At 70.5% G+C, this 20,197-nt stretch carries 17 protein-coding genes; 12 read left to right on the forward strand and 5 right to left on the reverse strand.

Annotation, left to right across the window (positions count from 1 at the left end):
• Positions 1-170 precede the first annotated feature (170 nt).
• Positions 171-1,772, forward strand: a complete 1,602-nt coding sequence (locus tag PS467_RS08175) for a linalool dehydratase/isomerase domain-containing protein (protein WP_311034683.1) — start codon at positions 171-173, stop codon at positions 1,770-1,772.
• Between the two features lie 17 nt (positions 1,773-1,789).
• Entirely contained in the window at positions 1,790-2,299 is a 510-nt protein-coding gene (locus PS467_RS08180; RefSeq protein WP_311034684.1) for an SCO family protein, read from the forward strand.
• 41 nt (positions 2,300-2,340) lie between these two features.
• Here the strand turns inward: PS467_RS08180 and PS467_RS08185 are convergent, their stop codons facing one another.
• From PS467_RS08185 to PS467_RS08205, 5 genes are all read right to left on the reverse strand, one after another.
• A complete protein-coding gene (locus PS467_RS08185) occupies positions 2,341-3,000 on the reverse strand; it encodes a response regulator (RefSeq protein ID WP_311034685.1) in 660 nt (219 codons plus the stop codon).
• Positions 2,997-4,196, reverse strand: coding sequence for a sensor histidine kinase (locus PS467_RS08190; RefSeq protein ID WP_432280551.1), 1,200 nt, complete (start codon positions 4,194-4,196; stop codon positions 2,997-2,999). Before PS467_RS08190 ends, PS467_RS08185 begins: the two co-directional genes overlap by 4 nt.
• A complete protein-coding gene (locus PS467_RS08195; protein ID WP_311034686.1) occupies positions 4,193-5,026 on the reverse strand; it encodes a CPBP family intramembrane glutamic endopeptidase in 834 nt (277 codons plus the stop codon). The genes PS467_RS08190 and PS467_RS08195 overlap by 4 nt, the downstream gene beginning before the upstream one ends.
• A 223-nt stretch (positions 5,027-5,249) precedes the next feature.
• Positions 5,250-6,101 (reverse strand): nuclease-related domain-containing protein, encoded by an 852-nt coding sequence (locus PS467_RS08200; RefSeq protein WP_311034687.1) that lies wholly within the window; start codon positions 6,099-6,101, stop codon positions 5,250-5,252.
• 67 nt (positions 6,102-6,168) lie between these two features.
• Entirely contained in the window at positions 6,169-6,942 is a 774-nt protein-coding gene (locus PS467_RS08205) for a hypothetical protein (protein WP_311034688.1), read from the reverse strand.
• Between the two features lie 1,123 nt (positions 6,943-8,065).
• Between PS467_RS08205 and PS467_RS08210 the strand changes: the two genes are divergently transcribed.
• The 10 genes from PS467_RS08210 to PS467_RS08255 all read left to right on the forward strand — a co-directional run bounded on the left by PS467_RS08210 (position 8,066) and on the right by PS467_RS08255 (position 20,197).
• Positions 8,066-10,075, forward strand: coding sequence for an ATP-binding protein (locus PS467_RS08210; RefSeq protein ID WP_311034689.1), 2,010 nt, complete (start codon positions 8,066-8,068; stop codon positions 10,073-10,075).
• 253 nt (positions 10,076-10,328) lie between these two features.
• The gene (locus PS467_RS08215; RefSeq protein ID WP_311034690.1) at positions 10,329-11,510 is read left to right on the forward strand and encodes an acyl-CoA dehydrogenase family protein; all 1,182 of its coding nucleotides are present in this window, start codon (positions 10,329-10,331) and stop codon (positions 11,508-11,510) included.
• A 28-nt stretch (positions 11,511-11,538) separates the two neighbouring features.
• Entirely contained in the window at positions 11,539-12,447 is a 909-nt protein-coding gene (locus PS467_RS08220) for a multinuclear nonheme iron-dependent oxidase (RefSeq protein ID WP_311034691.1), read from the forward strand.
• Positions 12,444-13,289, forward strand: a complete 846-nt coding sequence (locus PS467_RS08225; protein ID WP_311034692.1) for a hypothetical protein — start codon at positions 12,444-12,446, stop codon at positions 13,287-13,289. Before PS467_RS08220 ends, PS467_RS08225 begins: the two co-directional genes overlap by 4 nt.
• Positions 13,290-13,387: 98 nt before the next feature.
• Positions 13,388-13,546, forward strand: a complete 159-nt coding sequence (locus PS467_RS08230) for a hypothetical protein (protein ID WP_268970889.1) — start codon at positions 13,388-13,390, stop codon at positions 13,544-13,546.
• Positions 13,547-13,688: 142 nt separating this feature from the next.
• Positions 13,689-14,414, forward strand: coding sequence for a nitroreductase family protein (locus PS467_RS08235; RefSeq protein WP_311034693.1), 726 nt, complete (start codon positions 13,689-13,691; stop codon positions 14,412-14,414).
• 75 nt (positions 14,415-14,489) lie between these two features.
• Positions 14,490-16,322 carry an asparagine synthase (glutamine-hydrolyzing) gene (gene asnB, locus PS467_RS08240; RefSeq protein WP_311034694.1) on the forward strand — a complete coding sequence of 611 codons (1,833 nt, stop codon included), beginning with the start codon at positions 14,490-14,492 and terminating at the stop codon, positions 16,320-16,322.
• Positions 16,322-17,347: a 2-methylaconitate cis-trans isomerase PrpF family protein gene (locus PS467_RS08245; protein ID WP_311034695.1), complete on the forward strand. Its 1,026-nt coding sequence runs from the start codon at positions 16,322-16,324 to the stop codon at positions 17,345-17,347. The genes asnB and PS467_RS08245 overlap by 1 nt, the downstream gene beginning before the upstream one ends.
• Positions 17,348-17,358: 11 nt before the next feature.
• Positions 17,359-18,825 (forward strand): dihydroorotase, encoded by a 1,467-nt coding sequence (locus PS467_RS08250; protein ID WP_311034696.1) that lies wholly within the window; start codon positions 17,359-17,361, stop codon positions 18,823-18,825.
• 94 nt (positions 18,826-18,919) lie between these two features.
• Positions 18,920-20,197 carry an MFS transporter gene (locus PS467_RS08255; RefSeq protein WP_349256457.1) on the forward strand — a complete coding sequence of 426 codons (1,278 nt, stop codon included), beginning with the start codon at positions 18,920-18,922 and terminating at the stop codon, positions 20,195-20,197.

Below are 20,197 nucleotides of genomic sequence, written 5' to 3' on the forward strand. Positions count from 1 at the left end.
TCAACTCCTCGACTCATACTCTTGACACCTGTCAAGCAGCCGACTTCGCGGCGCCCCAGAGGGACGTGTGTCGCTTGAGGTCGATCGCGACCAGAAGAAGGCCGATGTCGAGGCGAAAGCCGCGTGAACCTCATGGGTGACCACGTTGGTCACCGACGAAAGAAGAAACCATGACACCCGAGCTCGTCACTCACGATCCGGGACTGGGAATCGATCTCGACCGGATTCCCGTCCTCGACGACCTCCAGCTGGGCCACCTGCGCCATCTCGAGAATCTCGCCAACCAGTTGCCGGGTGACTGGTCGAAGATGGGAGGGGCCGATCCCGGGCAGGAGCTGTTCGACGCCTACCGCTACCAGCTCGCGTACATGGCGTACACGCTGGGCCTCGCGCATTACCACTGGTTGCCCGCTGCCCCCTCGGCCGTCAAACCGACTTTCGAGAAGACGGTCGGGAAAATGCTGCGCCGTGATGTCTGGGGCTATTGGAAGGAGGCCAGCGGCGGTGCCCGTGCCCTCGACCCCGACATCGAGGAGCTGCGCGAACCCTGGACCGATCCGGTGGTCAAGGAGAACATCATGTACAGCGGCCACCTGTACGCGATGACCGGCCTGCACGCCACGTTGTTCGATGACGACCGTTATGACGCCCCTGGTGCCCTGACGTTCGAGTGGAATCCGGTTTTCCAGGGCCTGGCACCGGAAATCCACGTCTATCAGCGGTCGACTTTGGGCGAAGCCATTTACTGGCAGATGGTGGAGAACGGTTGGCTGGGCGTGGCCTGTGAGCCCAATTGCATCTTCATCGTCTGCAACCAGTTCCCCATGATGGGTTTCCGGTTCGAGGACATCCGCAACGGTACGGCCCGCGCCGAGGAGGCGACACAAGCCTACGCGGCAGCCTGGGAGCGGCGGGGCATGTATGCCGACAACGGCTCCATCTACCCGTTCTTGATGGTGAAGCAGAACCAGCTGGTCCCGCCCGTCGGCGTGACGAACGACGCTTGGGTGGCGTCGGTGATGAACACCTGGAACCGCGACGTCGTCAGGGAAACCTTCCCCCAGCAGCTGCGGGGCACGCTGAAGACCGGACCGGACGGCACCATCTCGCCCTACGCGCCGTCTGTCATCCCGCGGGTCCGGGCCGCCCTGGCCGCCGGCGAGCCCGCGGACCTGCCCCAGGACACCACCGATCCGACGACGGACCCGACGTTCGGTTACGTCGCGGCCGCGTTGTCCGAGCTCGGGGACGAACGCCTGCGCGGACTGCTGGCCCACGCCGACCGTTTCATGAACCCCACCTGGGAGAACGGCGGACTGTACTACCCCCGCGACGACCGCCCGTGGGACGCCGAGGGCAACCGGATCCACGTCGACGCCATGACCGGCAACGTCATGCTGGGCTACTCCCGGCTCAACGTCCCGGACGGCCTCTGGTCCCTCTACAACCGGCCGTGGACCGCCGAGCACTTCGCCCAGCCCCACGTGGCCGCGCAGGACGGTGAGGTCGACCTGCGCCGCGCCTACTACCACCGCGACAGCCACACGCTGCTGCTCACCGCGCGCCCGCGCGACAGCAAGCCGTCCGACGTCTCGCTGACCGTCGCCAACTCACCGTCCCGCCCGTGGACGCTCAGTTTCGACGGGGTCACCGTCGCCGGCAGTGACGGTCCGGAGCACACCTCGGCCGTGCGTGTCGTCGCGGACGGGGACACGCTCCGCATCAGTACGGCACTCGATTCCGAGACGACACTGGCCCTGCGCTGGTCATGAACACGGAGGTCCCTCGCATGGCATCCACCCGCGCTCGCGTCGGCGGGCATTTCGAACTCACCGACCACCTGGGCGCGCGCGTGACACCCGGCACCTACCACGGCCGGTTCACGCTCGTCTTCTTCGGCTTCACCCACTGCGGACAGATCTGCCCCGCGGTGCTGAGCCGCAACAGCCGCGCACTGGACCTGCTGGGGCCTGCTGCCGACGAGATCCGGGCGCTCTACATCACGGTCGATCCCGACCGCGACTCACCCGAGGTGCTCGCCGCGTACCTGCGCGACCGATACCCCCGCTACACCGGGCTGACCGGCACCGCGGAGGAGATCGAAGCGGCGAAGCGTGCCTATCGCGTCTTCGCCAGGCGGGCGGACGAACTCGACGACTACACCGTGCCGCACACGTCGTTCACCTTCCTCATGAACCCCGACGGCGATTACGTGACCCACTACACGGAGACCCTCACCGCGGAAGAACTCGCCGACGGCCTCGCGCACGACATCGAGCGCCACCGTCCTGGCGGCTGACGACCGGCACCCCGAGCGTGCTGCCGCCCGCACGGCGGGCGTCAGGTTGCCAGACCGTGGCGGTAGGCGTAGACGACGGCCTGGACGCGGTCGCGGAGCTGGAGTTTGGTGAGGATGCGGGAGACGAAGGTCTTGACGGTCTCCTGGCTGATGACAAGCGCCGCGGCGATCTCGCTGTTGGACAGGCCGTCCGCGATGAGGCGGAGGACTTCCAGTTCGCGGGGGGTGAGCGGGATGTCGCGGGGGGTCTTCTCGGTGGGGCGGATGCGGGCGGCGTAGCGGCCGACGAGCTGGCGTGTCACCTCGGGGTCGAGGAGGGCCGCGCCGGTGGCCACGGTCCGGATGCCGTGGAGCAGCCGGTCCGGGGGCGCGTCCTTGAGGAGGAAGCCGCTGGCGCCGGCGCGCAGTGCCTCGTAGACGTATTCGTCCAGGTTGAACGTGGTCACCACGAGGACTTTGACGGGGTGGGGCACTCCGGCGCCGGCCAGCAGGCGGGTGGCCTCGAGGCCGTCGAGGACCGGCATGCGGATGTCCATCACGACGACGTCGGGCCGTACCTGGTGGGCGAGTTCGACTCCGGTCCGCCCGTCTCCGCATTCGCCCGCCACCTCCATGTCGGGCTGGGCGTCGATGATGGTGACCAGGCCGGTGCGGACCAGCATCTGGTCGTCGCAGACCAGGACCCGGATCGGTGCGCTCACGAGGTGCTGCCGGCGGGGATGCGGGCCCGTACGGTGAAGCCGCCGTCCGTGCTGCTACCGGCTTGGAAGTCGCCGCCCAGGACGTCGATGCGTTCGCGCAGGCCGGTCAGGCCCCGTCCGCTGCCGACGGCGGCGGCGCTGCGTGAGCCGGTTCCGTCCGTGCTGACCTCCACGGTGATCTCCCTTTCGCCGTGCCGTACCTGGACGGAAGTCCGGCTGCCGTGAGCGTACTTGAGCGCGTTGGTCAGGGCTTCCTGCACCACCCGGTAGGCGACGAGGTCGGCGCTGCCGGTCGATGCCGGTGGCGTGCCCTCTTCGGTGAAGTCCACCGGCTGTCCGGCCCGGCGGGTCTGCTCCACGAGGGTGAGGACCCTGCCGACGGCCGGTGTCCTGGGCTCCTTGGCCTCCTTGGGCTCCTTGGTCTCCGCCGCCCCGGCGCCGGTGCCGTGGTCGGGGTTGAGCAGGTCGAGCAGGTGGCGCAGGTCGGTGATGGCGCGGCGGCCGGTGTCGCTGACGGCGGTCAGGGACTGTTCGAGCCGCTCGGGCGCGGCGGTCAGGTAGCGGGCGGCCTCGGCCTGTACGACCATGGCGGTCACGTGGTGGGTCACCACATCGTGCAGCTCGCGGGCGATCTGGGTGCGTTCGGCGGTACGGGTCTCCGCGGCGACGCGCTCACGGCGTTCGGCCTCCGCGATCCGGGTGGAACGCAGCCACGCCCCGGCCCCCCAGGCCAGGGCCAGCACCAAATAGAACGTCACGAACCCCTCCGGCGGCTCACCGCCCGAACCCAGCCGGGAGAGCGCGATCGCCAGCGGCACGTACGCCACGGTGAGCAGGACCACGGTGGTGCGCCGGCGGTGTGCCAGATGGGACCCGGCGCTGATCAGCGCGAGGGGCAGTGCGGTGCCGGCGACCGAGTGGTAGCCGCGCAGCTGGTCGAGGGCGAAGCCGCACGTCACCAGGGCGAGACAGACGACCGGCCACCGCCGGCGCACCGCGAGCGGAAGGCATTCGAGGGCGAGGGCCACGACGGCGAGTGCGTCGAAGGGGCGGGTCGGCAGGTCTCCGACCTCCGTCCCGTGGCCGCGCAGTCCCGGCAGGAACGACGCGACCAGGAACAGTATTCCGAGCGGAAGGTCGCGGACGGTGACGTCGAGCCGGCGCCACATCTGGCCGGTCCCCTGAGCGCTGATCACCGCGCGAGTGTAGCGAGGGCGTCGACACGCTCGGCCCGCCGCCGGGGGACGATGTGGCCGCGCCGGCGGGCCAGCCACAGGAAGGCGAGGGTCAGCAGCGCACCGAACAGCATCGAGTACACACTGGCCTCCGGACCGAACTCGCCGCCCGTGATCAGCTCGGCACCCGAGGTCGAGGCGTCCATCAGCCCGTGCGTGTCGCCGTTGCCCGAGACCTCGGTGCCGAAGATGCCGGATTCCGCGAAGTTCCAGCCGAAGTGCACGCCGATCGGCAGCCACAGGGAGCGCGTGGCGACGTACGCGGCGGCGAGCATGCCACCGGCCTCGATCGCGACGGCGATGCCGCCCAGCAGGGTGGCGTCCTTGTTGAGCAGATGGGCCGCGCCGAACACCACACCGGACAGCACCAGCGCGATGTACGTGCCCAGACCTCGCTCCACGAGCCGGAAGAGCAGCCCGCGGAACATCAGTTCCTCCGTGACGGCGGCGCCCGCCATGAAGCCGACCAGCCCGATCGCCCCGGTCAGCGAGCCGAAACCGTGGACGTGGTAGTCCCCGAGGAAGGCGATGTTCGCGATGACGCACCCGAACATCGCGACGCCGATGACCAGACCCCGAAACAGCGCCCCCTGCGCTCCCTCCCGGGCCAGCTCCGTGACCGGGCGCCGCTCGGTGCGCCCCACGACCCACCGGTAGACGAACACCGAGAGCACGACCGTCAGTCCCCCCAGAAGGAGCGACAACCACGGGTTGTCCCGCACCGCGGTCACGCTCTGACCACCGACCGCACCGACCGCGACCACGGCCAGGATCTGCCACACCAGTTTCATGACGACTCTTTCTCCGGTTCCGTTTCCGGTTCCTCGTCCGTTCCGCGGCCGGAGCGCCGCGGCTGAACTGAACGCTAGGGAAACGGTGATCAGGAATCGTCACCTCACAGTGGACACCCGCACGTAGCTCTCACGGGGGACAGCCCTGCCCTGCCGTCCGACCTGTGTGAGGTACCGCTCACCCCGTCCATGCTCTGTCCTCAACAAGTCGAAAGTCGCGGCGTCAGGCGTTCAACCAGGTGCGGCGGTTCCGCGCCGCGCCGTAGATCGGCTCCATCTCCCTCGGCGTCAACGCCCCCTCCAGGCGTTTGAACGACGAGAACTCCCTGTCCCGGACGACACGCACATCCCGCAAGGAGGGCGTCACCGTGATCGTGTCGGTGTCGACGAAAGCGAGCACAGGGCGCACATCGACGGCGAAGCCGCACGCTCGGCTGAGGGCCAGGGACGCACGCCTGGCTTCGGCGCGGCTCTTGCGTACGTACGGGTACGACTGGCCGCCGATCTTCACGGAGTCGTCGCCCACCCAGACGCGGGCGCCGCGGTGGTACTTCGTGTTCACGCTGAAGACGCCACCCGGGCCTATCAGCAGATGATCGATGTCCACACCCCGCGGCAGCGGTATCGAATGAAGCACCCGCCAGCCCTTGCGGGTGAGCCGTTCCAGCTCCGCGCCCACCCTTCGCTCCCCCGTCAGGCCCTTCCGCCAGCCGTACGCCTCCGACCGCCGCCCCAACATCAGCGCCACCAGACGAGCCACGATGCCCGGGGCAAGCTCATCGAGCTTCGCACGCACGGCGGTGCCCGGCCGGTGAGCCGCCAGATCGTCCTCCGGGCGCAGAGAACCCCGGCCGTCGTCGTCAGCCGCCGCAGCGTCCGAGGCGGCCGCCGACGACGACGTGCCGGCCAGGTACGGCGCCAGAACCTCCAGAACGGCATCCCGGTAGTCCTCGACCAAGACGTTCAACTTCCCGGTGCCACAGTCGTACCAGGCGACCTTCTCGCCGTCCGGGAGATTGACATACAGACGGTCGTGCCCGTACCGCTTCCACGGCGAGACCCGTAACCCGTTCACACCCGTACCTCCACACCACATCGACGATAAGCCGCGACCATAGGACCCAACCTCGGTGCTCGCGACACTAGGATGGCGCGCTCCAGTCGATCAGCAGGTGGGCGCGGGCGGTAGCGAACATCTGCCGCTGTCTGGCGAGCTTCTCGGAGCTGGCGGCGGTGTCGAAAAGCAGCTGGTAGACGTGGCCCGCCTGGCCCGCGACGAAGAGTTCGACGCGCTTGCGGGGTTCCCGCTGGCGCACCCAGTGGTAGTCGATCTCCAGCCAGAGCGCGCTCTGTCCGTTCTGCTGGGTGGGGTGGGTGACGACCTCAAGGTCGGCCATCGACGACTTGCCGGTGTCGCGGTACCAGGCGAGCTGTCCGGCGGAGGCTTCCAGGGCGGTCGAACCGTACGATGTATCCCGTTTGACGCTCATGTCATGAGCGTCGTCCGGGGACTTCCAGTTGCTCTGGATGTCGTTTTTCATCCTCTGGATCCAGCCGTCCGGCAGGGCGAAGGCGACCGTGAGGTCGGCTTCACTGACACGATGCCAGCCCTTCGGTACGGCCGACGGGGAGGGCTTTGACGACACCGAGGGCTGGGACGACGCCGAGGGTGCGGTGCTGGGCTCGATGGTCGCGGCCGGGGAGCCGGGGGTGTGCGTCTCGGCCGGAGCCGACGTGGAGGAGGCGGGAGTGGTCTCGGCACCGCCCGCGATGGTCCGGTGGGCTGAGGAGCCACCGACGAACGGAACCCCGAACACCGCCAGCAGCAGACCGATGACGGCGGTGATCGCCGAGACCATCGCCGCTATTTCCCCGATCCGCCGATTCGGCGGCGTACCGTCACCTGAACTGCTCAACTGCCTCTCCCCCCTGCCCCCGGGCACCGAGTGCTGCCCCCCAGAGCCATTGAACTGGATGAGCAGCGGCACCGACAGGCCCCGGACGTGGCGGGGGACGTCCCCAATTGTGCCGGTGTGCGAAACCACCGAACCGCGTCGTGATCACCGGACAAAACCGACCAACCACACACCGCGCCTGGCTGCGCCGGGGCATGGTCCCAGGGGCCCGCCGGTGCCGCCAGACCGCCTGCGGGCCGAAGCGACACGATTCCGGACAGCGCGGTGCGGCACCGACGCCGTCCCCCGGCCCGGCTCGGCCGGGCGGTGCCGCGCGGGCAGTCCGATCCGACCTGCGGTTTGTCCGCTCCCCAGGGCGCAGTCCGTCGGCGCCGTCCTGATCGCTGGGACCGCTTCCTACACGAGAACGGACCGACAGGGAAGACACGAAGACTAGGGGTTCTCACACTCACTGAGGCCACCCTTTACACATGGTGTCCCGGCGCAAATACTGGTCGGAAGCTCAGTCCTTGAATTCGCTCGGAACCGGCAGGCGTCCACCCTTGGTTCGGTCGTCCTGGGCGCGATACAAAGGGGTGACCTTCTCTGTACGTACTGCCTTGCTCCTGTGCACATCGCAGCGCCCATCACCCGCGTACCGCTCCCTGTGGCGGCTCCGCCCTCCGGCACGGCCATGGACCTGTGTCCGGGACGCCGGAGCGCGGCGCAAGACCGCTCGCCCCGCCGCCCGGCCCGGTGAGCTTCTCCAGGACACCCAGCATCTGACACCCGGTCCGCGGCCGATCTGATCGCTGCATCAACGGGGGATGGCGTTCGCCCGGAATTCCGCACGGGCACTTTTTCGGAGCCACGCGCATGGCCGAGTGACATTTCGGCGCGCCATACACATCGCTCCTTTCCGTACGCCTGCGGCGGTCTTTGCCTTGTGCGGTTCATCACATGGCTCCGGGGGGTTTCCATGACCACATCCCATACCCGCTGGACAAGTGAGCGCGAAGAACGCAATGCGCAGGAGGGACACACCATGCGAAGTTCGCGGCAGACCCGGAAAGCGAGCGAGTGTGCCCAGGACGGGCCAGGCGCCGACACTCGCCAGGCGCTTGAGTTGCAGGTATTGGGGCCCATGACCCGGCGCCGCGGGGGCCGGGAAACCCCGCTCGGACCGCCGAGGCACCGGGCGCTGCTGGGCCTGCTGCTCATCCGGCTCGGACATGTGGTCCCCACCGACCAGCTGGCGGAGGAGCTGTGGAGCGGGGCCCCGCCGCGGCGGCCCGCCGCCACCCTCCAGACCTATGTCTCCCACTTACGCCGCTCACTCGCCCCGGACTCCCCTGCGGAGGGTGCGCGGCTGTTGCGCTTTCAGGCCCCCGGATACGTCCTCGCGCTGGACCCCGAGCACGTCGACGCCCGTCGCTTCGAGGACCTGGTCGCGCAGGCCCGGCGGTGCGCGGACGCGGAACTCCTCCGGTCGGCCTACGATCTGCTCACGGCCGCGCTGGGGCTGTGGCGGGGCAGCCCCTTCCTGGGCCTGACCTCCTACGCACCGCTCGCCGAGGAAAGCTCCCGGCTGGAGCAACGGCGGCTGACGGCGGTCGAGTCGTACGCGGAGGTGTGTCTGGCCCTGGGGCAGCCGGACGCGGTGGTGGCCAGACTCGGCCCGGAGGCCCGCCACCACCCGATGCGTGAGCGCCTGATCGGCCATCTGATGACCGCCCTGTACGAGCTGGGCAGGCAGGCCGAGGCGCTTCAGCTCTACGAGCGCACCCGCGCGTGCCTGGCCGAGGAGCTCGGCGTGGACGTCGGCGCCGAACTCCAGCGCGTGCACACGCGTATCCTCCGCCATGAGCTGACCGTGCCACCGCACGCCCGCGGCACGGAGGCCGGCGCCCCCGTCGCCCACCTCGGCCACCCTGTGGGCCACCTCAGCGGCGATGACGGCTCCCGGGACAGCGCGGTGGGCCGGTCCCCGGCGCCCCCGGGCGAGGTGCCGACGGTGACGCGGCCGAGGGAAGCGCGGTCGTTCGTCGGCCGGGAGCGTGAACTGGCCGCGCTGCTGAGGCTCACCGGCGACGCTCTGCACGGGGCGGGGCATCTGACGGCGGTGGTCGGGGACATGGGTGTCGGCAAGACCCAGCTCATCGCGGAACTCGTGGCCCGATTGCAGGAGATGGGGCAGGAGGTGGTCTGCGCCCAGTCCTATGCCGGAGAGGGCGTTCCGGCCCACTGGATGTGGTCCCAGATCCTCCGCCAGCTGGCACTCTCCCGCCCCGAGAGCTTCCGCGAAGCCACCGCGAGCCATGCCGGGTCACCCCATTTGCCGCTCCTGGAGCCACCTTCCGGACCCCAGTCCTCCCAGACGCGCTTCCTCCTCCAGGACGCGGTGTGCGTCACCCTCACCGCCCTGAGCTCCGAACGGCCGCTGGTGCTCGTGCTGGAGAATCTGCATCTCGCCGACGGTCCGTCGCTGGATCTGCTCAGACTGCTCAGAGCCCGGCTGCACGGCAGCCGGCTGAGCGTCCTGGTGACGGTCAGCGACTCCTACAGCCACGAGGAACCGGTCCGCGGCGAGGACCTGAGCGGGAAGCTGAGCGACATCCTCGGCGATCCGGGAACCCGGACGATGCGCCTGGAGGGACTGTCCGAGCAGGCCACCGAGGACCTCATCGCCGCGCAGGTAGGGGCCGGCGTGGACATCCGGGTGGTCCGCGCGCTGCACCGGCGCACCCTGGGCAATCCGTATCTGCTCCTCCAACTGCTCTCGATGCTCGGAACGACGAAATCCCTGCACGACCACGGCGTGGTCAGGGCGCTGCTCACCGAAGTGCCGCCGGATCTCCGCAAGCGGCTGAGCCGTCGGCTGGCGGCTCTGCCCGCGCGGACGCGACGGGTGCTGGAGGTGTGCGCCGTCCTCGGCGCCGAGGCCGATCTCGGCACCGTCAAAGCGGTCATGGAGGAGGGTGAGCACACCGCGGCCGCCGTGGACAGCGCCGTGCGCGGCCATCTGCTCACGGCCAGCGCCCAGCGGCCCGGGGTGTTCTCCTTCGCCTCCGTTTTCATCCAGGAGACCCTGCTCGGCGAGCTGGATCCGGATGACCGCAGCCGGTTGCACGCGCGGGCGGCGCAGCTTCGGTAGCGGCCTGACCAGGTGCTTCCCGGCCGGAGGGACGCGTACCCCGGCAGGCTTGCGACCGGCGGCAAGCGGATCGCAAGGCATCCTCCAGCGGGCGGGCGAGGTTCCGGAAAGGGACCTGGCGCAGACTGTGGATCAGCAGCCGGCGGTTCCCCGGGAGCCGGTTCCCCGGACCCCGCCACGTCCGAACGGCGCCGCCCGCACCGATGTCCCGCTGCATTCCGGGTTCGCTCCTTCTTCGTCAGGAAAGAGCCGCATGTACACGTCGGAGTCGCATCTGCCCGCTACCCGAGAAGATTTCGTCCTGGCCTGCCTGGAGGGGTCCGGCGAGAACGCGAGACGATGGCTGGAGGCCCTGGACGGGGTGTGCTCGGAGACGGTGGCCCGGCACGCGGCCTCCGTGGACCAGGAGCGCAGGTCCCCGGCGGAATCGCTCAAGGCGCTGCGGGACATCGGTGCCTTCGGGGTGCAGATCCCCGTATCGCACGGAGGGCTCGGCCTCGGGAACGCCATGGCCGCCCTGGCCGTGGAACGGACGGCACGGGCGTGTGCGTCCACGGCCGCCATCCTCATGTTCCACTACCAAGTCGTGCACCGCACCGTGCGCTACGGCGACGAACTCCAGCAGAAGAGGGACCTCCCCGCGATGGCCGCCGGTGAGCGGATCGCGGCCAGCGCGTGGACCGAACCCGGCCCGTCGAAGAGCAAGTCGGATGTGAAAACGTCTCTCGAGGGCCGCGCGGACGCCCTGTTCGTCGAGGGCACCAAAACGTACTGCACCGGCCTGGACTCCGCCTCCGTGATAGACGTGCTCGTGAACGCCGCCACCGACGACGGCCACGGCCCCACCTTCGTCCGGGTGGACGCGGACCACCCGGGGGTGGGCCGGGAGATCTACCCGATGCTGGGCCTGCGCGGCACCAGTACCGGGACGGTCACCCTGTCCCGCGTCCCGGTGTCGCCGTCCGCTGTGATCGGCGGCGTGGGAGAGGCCCGGCAGCTGATGCGCGCCAACCACGAAACCCCGCTGAACCCCGCCCTGCTGGCGCTCGGCATCGCGTCGTCCGCGCTCGGCCGGGCCCTTCAGGTGGTACGGGAGCAGGCCGCCGAGCCGGCCCCGGTCCTGCTCTCCGAAAGCCGTGCGCACCGCCTGGCCGCGACGACGGTGGCCCTGGAGAGCGTCTACGCCTACGCCGCCCGTCTGGTACGCGGTATCGAGGCGGCACCGCACGACGCGTACGCGGCCTCCAGCAAGCTCAAGGTGGCGGCGACCACGGTGGCCGAGGACCTCACCAGAAGCCTCACGCATGTGGTGGGCTCCCGCGGCTTCCTCGTGGAGTACGAGCTGGAGCGCCACCTCCGCGACGCCCAGGCGACCGCGTTGATGGGGCCGGGAAACGAGTTGTGTCTGCGGCGCATCGCGGACGACCTGGTGTGAACGACTGAGCAGATCTGGAGGCAAGCGCGTGACGGATCTCATCGAAGCCCCGGCGCGGCGGCATACCAAGCCGGACCCGATCGGGGCAGGCTTCCTCTATCACTGCGCCCCGAAATTCGCCGACCTGTACCGCGCCCTGGTGGAGTGCGGCGGCCGGATCGACATGATCGAGTATCTGGCGACCCATTTCGGCTCGGACGTCGAATACGTGGCGGAGGTGAACCGCTCTCTGGGCGATCCGCCCTCCACGCTCCACTGCTACGAATACATGATCGGGTGTGTGGACCGTCCCGACGAGCGGACGATCCGCAAGCTGCGGCGCATGGCCGAGCTGGCCAACTGCCAGTACATCGGCGAACACGTCGGCATGATGGGCACCGGTGAGCGGTACTCCGGCACCTTTCTCCAGCCGTTCGGCACCGACGAGCAGACCGAGCGGTTCATCGACAATCTGCGGGACCTCGAGGGTGTCCCCGGCTGTCCGCTCACCATCGAGAACCAGTCGCAGGTCTACAACCAGATCGGCCCGCGCTCCATCTGCGAGCAGGTCCGGGACATCGCCCTCGGCGCCGATGTGGGAATCCTGCTGAGCCTGTCGAATTTCATCATCGCCGAGCGGTTCGTCTCCATGGACCGCGAACGGGAACTGGCCGCGATCCCCCTGGACCACGTGTGGCAGGTGCATCTCCCGCTGGGGCGGGCGGAGGAGCTGAACGACCCCGGGCTCGGCCTCGACTGGCGGCGGGAGGAACAGCGCTGGGCCAACAGCACCCTGGAACAGCTCTTCCGGGAGCCCTCGTTCCGGCCGGTCTCGGTGATCTTCGAGATCGAGGACGCGGGCACCCCGTCCCACGCCCGGCCGGAGGAGCTGCGTGACGCCCTGGACTGGGCGCGCGAGCTGCTCGGGGCCGGCACCGAAGTGGCGGTGGCGTCATGAGCCTGCGCGAAGTGCAGAGCTTCCTCGCGGAGTACGTACGGGACAGTGACGTCCGCCGCCGCTGCGACGGCGGCGAGCTGACTGCCGTACTCGACGGGCGGGGGCTCACGACGGAGGAGCGCGGGCTCATCGAGCAGATCGAGCTGGCCGATCTCACCAAGGTGGCGGAAACGGTCCGGCGTGAGCGGTTCGACCGGCTCAGCTCGGTCTTCGCGCTGCTCTTCGACCATCTGGCGCCCCACTGCGACGTCCCCGCGCTCTATCGCCGCTTCGACGACGAGCACCGGCACGGCTGGTGGCAACGGCGCGCGGAGATCCGCCGGTTCGAGGCGTTCGTGGTCGACTTCATCGTCGATCACCGGCTGCCGCCCTATCTGGTGGACCTGTGCCGGCTGTGCTCCGCCATCACCACGATCGCCGAGTCGCCCAAGGGACAGGCGCCCCCGCACGCCGATCCGCCCGGGGCGGTGACCGTGCGCGGGAACTACCGGGTCGTTCTGCGACAGCCCTACGAGGTGCTGTCCTTCCGGTACGACGTGCTGCCCCTCCTCGACGCCCCGGACACCATCACCCCGGTCACCACCCCGGGTGCCCGGAGGGTCCTCGTACAGCGCATCTGGGACATGCACAAGCGTTGCCAGGTCTTCGACCTGGCGGAGGAACCGCTGATCGGCTCGATCGGCGAGGAACCGGCGAGTGTGCTGGAACTCGCGGGGCGGCTGCCGGCCTACCCCTACGAGACGTTGTTCTCGGAGGTGGCCGAGCTGCACCGGGAAGGCATCGTGCACCTCGTCGTGCCCCCTGAGCTCGCTGGTGAGCTCACCCGCCCGGGTGGGCGTTAGCCAGTGGGGGTGTCCGCCGCCGCCCTCGCGGGTGACGGACACCGATGTTATGACCCGTCGTCAAGCGCCGGGTTGGATCTCACCAAGTGGAGGCTGTCATGCAGAAGCGTCGTAGCGCCGGCCCCGGCACCATCGTCGTGAAGTTCACCGGTTCCACCGAGACCCGCGCCGTCGCCGCGGCTCCCGCCGAGGCCACCGGGCGCGGCCGCAAGAGCGGGCCGGGCACCATCGTGGTCAAGTTCACCGGCAACGCCTGACCGGTGGTGCGCGCTCGTCGGCGGACCGCCGGGCACGTCCCTGACGGGGTGCCGGACGAGTGATGAGTCGAGTGGTCCGTGCCGTATATCGGCACGGGCCACTCTTCCGCCCCGGCCGATCACCGAGAAGGGAGATCCGCCGTTGACCGCCTCCGTGCGGCGAGCAGCCGCCCCCACATCCGAGGTTCTGGAGTTGCTCCGGCGTCGGTCGAGCGTCCGGAACTTCACCGGAGAGCCTCTGGAGCCGCACATACTGGACGCCCTGCTCGACGCGGCCCTCCGGGCGCCGACCTCCTTCAACTTCCAGTCCTACTCCCTGGTGACCCTGGTCGACGAGGACCGCAGACAGGAACTCGCCGAGATCCTGGGCAAGGACTTCGTACGGCAGTGCGCCGCGTTCGTCCTCGTCTGCTGCGACCTCGCGGCCCTGCCGGAACAGGGCGACAACTACGGGGTGCCGCTCGGCCAGTGGTCGGCGGACGCCGCCCTGTCCGCCACCATCGACGCCTCGATGGTGGGCATGTGCCTGTCGCTCGCCGCCGATTCGCTGGGGCTGGGGACCGTCATGATCGGGGCGGTGCGCCGAGCACCGGACCGGGTGGCGGAGGTGTTCGCGCTGCCTCCCGCCGTCACCCCCCTGTTCGGCGTGTGCATCGGGTGGGCCGCGACGACACCGGCCGCCCGGCCACGGCTCCGTTCCGACCTGATGATCCATCGCGAGCGCTACCGGCAGACCGGGGCCGAACGGGCCGCGCTGCCGAGCGACGCCACCCTCCGCACCCCCGCCGGGCCGGTCACGGAGCAGGACCTGCACGAGTGGCGGGCACAGGTGGTCAAGGGGCTGAGGACCTTCCGCGGACCCGGCTGACAGGCCCCCCGCGCCGCACCGGACCGCCCGCCGGCCGCGTCATGCCACCCCCACCCGAGACATGCGAAGGTGAACATGTGCCGCGTCTATGGATACATCAACCGTGACGTACCACCGACGCGCCTGGCGCACACGGGTGCCCTTCTGCACCACGGCGGGCCGGACGGGCGCTTCCTCGACCACGGCCCCGGCTGGGCCCTGGGGGCCACCCGGCTGGCGGTGATGGCTCCCCGGCACGGGGCGCAGCCCTACACCCTCGGTCCGATCCGGGTGGTGTTCAACGGCGAGATCTACAACCACCGGGAGTTGCGCGAGCGGCTCGCCCAGGACGGCTACCCCATCGCCGACCCCTGCGACGGCGCGGTGCTCCCCGCCCTCTACCACCGGTACGGCGCCTCCTTCGCCGACCATCTGGACGGCATGTACGCCATCGCCGTGATGGATCTGCGGGACGGGCCGCGGCTGGTGCTCGCCACCGACGACACCGGCGTCAAACCCCTCTACTACCACCGCGACCGGCACGGTGGCCTCTCCTTCGCCTCCGAGATCGCGGCCCTGCGGTATCTCTCGGGCGCGGGCGCCCGGCAGGCCCCCGACGCGCTGGACACCTTCCTGACGACGAAGACCCCGCTCGGCACCCGCTCCGTCTACCAGGACATCACGGCCCTGGAGCCCGCGCGGACGATGACGGTCGACCCGCACGGCCGGATGCGGTGGCACCGCCGCGCACCGGCCGCTCCCCCGCCCGAGCCGGGGATGAGCGGACCGGCGGCGAGCGGACCGGCGGCGGCCGGGCTGGAGCGGGCCGCCGGCGCGGTGCGCGACCTGCTCCGCACGGAGGTCCACCGGCTCGCCGTGGCGGACGTCCCGGTGGCCGCCGTCCTCAGCGGCGGCCTCGACTCCTCCCTCGTCACCGGGCTGCTCACGGAGGTGGTGGACGACCTGCACGCCTTCCACATCCGCTACCGGGGCTCCTGGCCCGCGGACGAGTCCGCCCACGCGCGCGCCGTGGCCGCGGAGCGGGGCGTCCGGCTGCACGAGGTCGAACTCGATCCCGCCCGCATACCGGATCTGCTGCCGAAGGTCCTGCGCCACCTGGGGCAGCCGAACGCCGACCCCATCACCGTCAGCACCTACGCGCTCTTCGAGGCCGTGCGGGACGCGGGCTTCACCGTGGCGCTCACCGGCGACGCGGCGGACGAGCTGTTCGGCGGCTACGACCGGGTCACCGAGGGGGTCGCGGCCCGGGGCGACTGGGGCACGGGCTACGTCCGCGCCCTGGCCGCCGTACCGTCCCCGCTGCGCACCCGGCTGTACCGGCCGGACTACCGGGATCTGCTGCGGGAGACCCACACGGCCGAGGAGGAGCTGCTGGAGCGGGTACGCGGCCGGGATGGTGACCGTCTTACGGCCATGACCGAGGTGGAGATCGACCTGCGGATGCCCGCGTACCACCTGCGCCGCGTCGATCACCTGAGCATGGCCAGCGCGATCGAGGTACGGCCGCCGTTCTGCCAGCGCTCCCTCGTGGCGGCGGCGCGCCGGCTGCCGGCCCACCTGAAGGTGCACCGGGGCCGGGGCAAACGCGTGCTGCACGCCGCCGCCCGGGGCGTGGTGCCCGAGACCGTACGGAACCGGCCCAAACAGCCCTTCACCCTGCCCATCACGGCGATGCTCGCCCCGGGCAGCGCGCTGTTCGCCCACGCACAGGAGGTGCTGGCACCGGCGGAGCTGCGGACCGGCGGAGCGCTGGACCCCGGCGGGGTCACCGCCTTGCTGCGCCGGCAGGCCGTCGCACCCGACGCCGGCTCGGCGCTCGCCGTCTGGTCACTCATGGTCTTCGAACTCTGGCGGAGGCAGGAGAGCGAGCCCGTCGCGGTTCCGCGCCTCAGCGAGCAGGTGGCGTGATGCGTGCCTACATCGCCCACGCCCAGGGCAGCCCCTGCCCCACCCTGGTGCTGCCGTCGCCGATCGGCTGGCCCGGGGACGAGGAGACGCTCTCCTGGATCCTCACCGGTGTCCACCGCGCGCTGTGCGAACGCGGGGCCGCTCATGTCCTGAAGATCGCGCTGGTGGCGCCGCCGGCCGACCCCGGATGCGATCTCGCGTACCGCTTCGTCCAGGTGGTGCCGGGCGCCGTCCCCCGGTTCGAGTTCGGGGGCAGTTGCGGGCACTCGATCCTGAGTTCGGTGCTCGCGGTGAGCCAGATGGGCATGGTGCCGCGGCTCCGGCCGGGCGTACGGGTGCGGGTACGGGTCCTCACCAACGACGACACCGTGGTGTGCGAGCCCCTGGACACCACCCCGGCCGGGGATCGCGTCACCTTCACCGTCGGTTTCCGGCGCACCGCGCCGACCCCGCTGACGGGCACCCTGCTGCTGGGCGAGACGGTGAGCGTGCTGCGCACCGGGGGGCAGGAGATCCCCTATTCGCTCGTCTCGCTCGGCAACCCCTATGTCTTCGTCGACGCGACGGAGCTGGACATCCCCGACGAGGCAGCGCTGTTCGCGGCCGGGGCACCGCTGTTCCGGGCGCTGACCCGCATCCGCGAGCTGGTGGCGCTCCGGCTGGGCTGGGACTCCCTGTGCTTCCCCAAGGTGGCGGCCCTGCTGCCGGGCGGGGCGGGAGTTCTCGCCGCCCGCGCCGTATCGGTGCCCTCCTGGCATCCGACGCTCGCCCTCACCGGGGCCACCTGTCTGGCGACCGCCGCCGTCCAGGTGGGTACCGTCCCGCACCGGCTGGCCGGAGTGGACGCGAGCGGGCGGCTCACCGTCCGCACCGCCGCCGGACGTACCGAGGTCCGGGCCGCCACGGCCGCCGGCCGGCTGGTGGAGGTGAGCGTGTCGCCGAAGTCGGCCCGTCTCGTCACCGCACTCGACCTGCCGGAAGCGGGTGCGCGCAGCCGCGCGGTGCCCGAACCGTCCAAGCCGTGAACGGAGTCCCCGTGCGATCACCACAGCTCTACGACCTTCTCCTGCGGGGCGGCACGATCGTGACCCCGGACGGAGCCCGCCCCGCGGACGTCGCCGTACTGGACGGCCGGATCGCGGCACTCCTCCCACCGGCGGCCCCCGCGGCGGGTCCCGCGGCGAAGGCGACGCTGGACGCCACCGGACGCCATGTCCTGCCGGGGCTCATCGACTCGCATGTCCACTTCCGCACCCCCGGTCTCACCCACAAGGAAGAGTGGCGGACAGGGTCCATGGCCGCGGTGGCCGGTGGGGTCACCACCGTCATCGACATGCCCAATACGGTTCCGCCGCTGATCACACCGGAGGACCTGGCCACCCGCCGGCGGCTGATCGAGGGGCAGAGCCTGGTGGACTACCGATGCCACGCCGGGGTCGATCCCTCGCGCGTGGCGGCGATGCGCGACTGGGACCGGGCCGAGGCCGACTCCTTCAAGGTCTTCCTCAGCAGCCACCACACCACACCGACCGTGGTCCGCGACGTCCGCACGCTGCGGCGGATCTTCGCCATCGCCGCGGACACCGGTGTCACCCTGCTCTTCCACGCGGAGGACGACACCGTCTTCAGCCTGCTCGACCAGCGGCAGGCGCCGCCCGTGCGGTACAGCGAGTACGAACGCCATCGGCCACGGACCGGCGGCATCGTGGCGACCGCCCAACTCATCAATCTGACGGCCGAGTTCGGCGTACGCACCCATGTGGTCCACGTGTCCACGCGGGAGGAGACCGATCTGCTGGCGGCGGCGGCGAGCGCCGGCATCCCGATCACCTTCGAGGTCACCGGACACCATCTGACGTTCGTGGACGCCGACATCCGGCGGCTCGGACCGCGGATCAGGCTCCGTCCGGCGATCCGGGACGAGGCGGACCGGGACCGGCTGTGGGAGGCGGTCCGCACGGGCGAGGCGGCGACCGTGGGCAGCGACCACTCACCGCATACGGCGCTGGAGAAGGCCCGCCCCGTCCCGGATGTGCCGCCGGGTCTGCCCGGGGTGCAGGAGCTGTTCGGCACCCTCTGGCGGGGACTGCGCAGCCGCTGGCCACAGGAGGCCACGGAGACCCTGATGGCCGTCGTCGCGGAACGCCTCGCGCTGGCTCCGGCCCGGCTGTTCGGACTCGCCGACCGGAAGGGCAGCGTCGAGGTGGGCAAGGACGCCGACCTGGTCGTCGTGGACGCCGAGGCACCGTGGACGATGACACCCGGCCGCATCCACACCAAGAACGGCTGGTCGGCGTACGAGGGCAGCGAACTCCTCGGCGCCGTCGAGGCGACCGTCCGGCGGGGCGAGGTGGTGTACCGGCAGGACGGCTCCGGCGAGGTGTTCGGTGAACGCAACGGGAGGTGGCTGCCCGCCCGGGGCTCCGGGGCGGCGGGCACCGCCCCGGGCGGCCCTGCCGGGCGCCCCCGCCTCCATACCGCCGCGGCGCCCTCGGTGGGATGATGGGCCCTTCCGCCCGTACGCCGATCATGGTGCCGGGGACGGGCCGCGCTCCCGCCGCCACCGGCCGATCACTGGAGGTCTTCGCATCGGTAACGTGACAGGGAGGCTCCGCCGGCCGGCGGGAAAGTCCCTCGCTTCTCGCGATGTCGCCCTGCTGTGGAGTGCGACGGTCTTCGATTCCGGTGCGACCTGGGTCATCCGCATCGTGATCTTCGTACGTATCCTGGAGCAGTACTCGACCTCCACCCTGGCGGTGGTGGAACTCGTCGGCATCCTGCCGTCGTTGCTGCTCATGCCGCTGGCCGGAAGCCTCGCCGACCGGTACAACGCCCGCAGGCTCTCGCTGCTCTCCATGGCCACCCAGATGACGTGCCTGGCGGCCCTGCTCCTGGTGTTCCACCACGGTCCGGCCACTGTCGCGGCCCTCTACGCGCTGCTGACGGTCAGCAACGCGTTATGGCAGCCGGCCCGGCAGGTGTGGCTCTACCGGCTGGTGGAGCCCAGCCAGTACACCGCCGTCAACGCGACCATCGGCTCGGTGCAGGGCCTGATGACGGTCATCGGCGCGGCCGCCGGCGGCGTGCTGACGGCCTGGAACCCGGACCTGACCATCCTGCTGGCCCTCGCCGCCCAGTCCTGTGCCGGCATCGGCACCCTCATCGCGCGGTACCCGGCCGCCACCGGCACCGCGCCCGCCGAGCCCGGTGCCCGCTCGCTGCTGCGGGACGCACGGGACGGCGTGCGGCTGGTGAACCGCTACCCCCTGGCCCGGTCCATCATCTGGGTCGGCATGGCATGGGGCCTGATCAGCGGCGGGTTCAACGTGCTCATCGCGGGACTGGCCCTCAAGGAACTGCACAGCGGAAGCGGCGGGCTCGGGCTCTTCTACGTCGTGGACGGGACCGCGGTGGTGATCGGCAGTTGGTGCACCGCCCGCCTCCGGCGAGCCGGCCATCTGCCGGGCTACGCCCTGGCGTACGTCGCCCAGGGCGCGTTCTGGGCGCTTACCTTCGCCGCCGGAAACGTCACCCTGGGCCTGCTGCTCTTCGGCGTCATGCGGCTGGCGAGCGGGGTGATCATCGCGCTGGACACCACCATCCTCCTGGAGACCGTGCCCGATTCCCTCCGCGGACGGGTCACCAGCCTCCACATGACGACCTACAACGCGGTGTCCCAGCTCTCCCTCGCGCTGATCAGTGGCCTCCTGGCCGTCGTCGACATCCAGTCGGTGGGCATCGCCACCGGTGTCCTGTCCACGGCCGTCGGCGCGCTGTGGTGGATCACCACCGCCCGCCGGGCCCATCACACCTACCTGACCGCGGCCCAGGACACCCCACCCCGCCCCGTGGCGACGCCACCGCACGCCGAATGA

The organism is Streptomyces luomodiensis (genome assembly GCF_031679605.1).
GTDB classification, from domain to species: Bacteria; Actinomycetota; Actinomycetes; order Streptomycetales; family Streptomycetaceae; genus Streptomyces; species Streptomyces luomodiensis.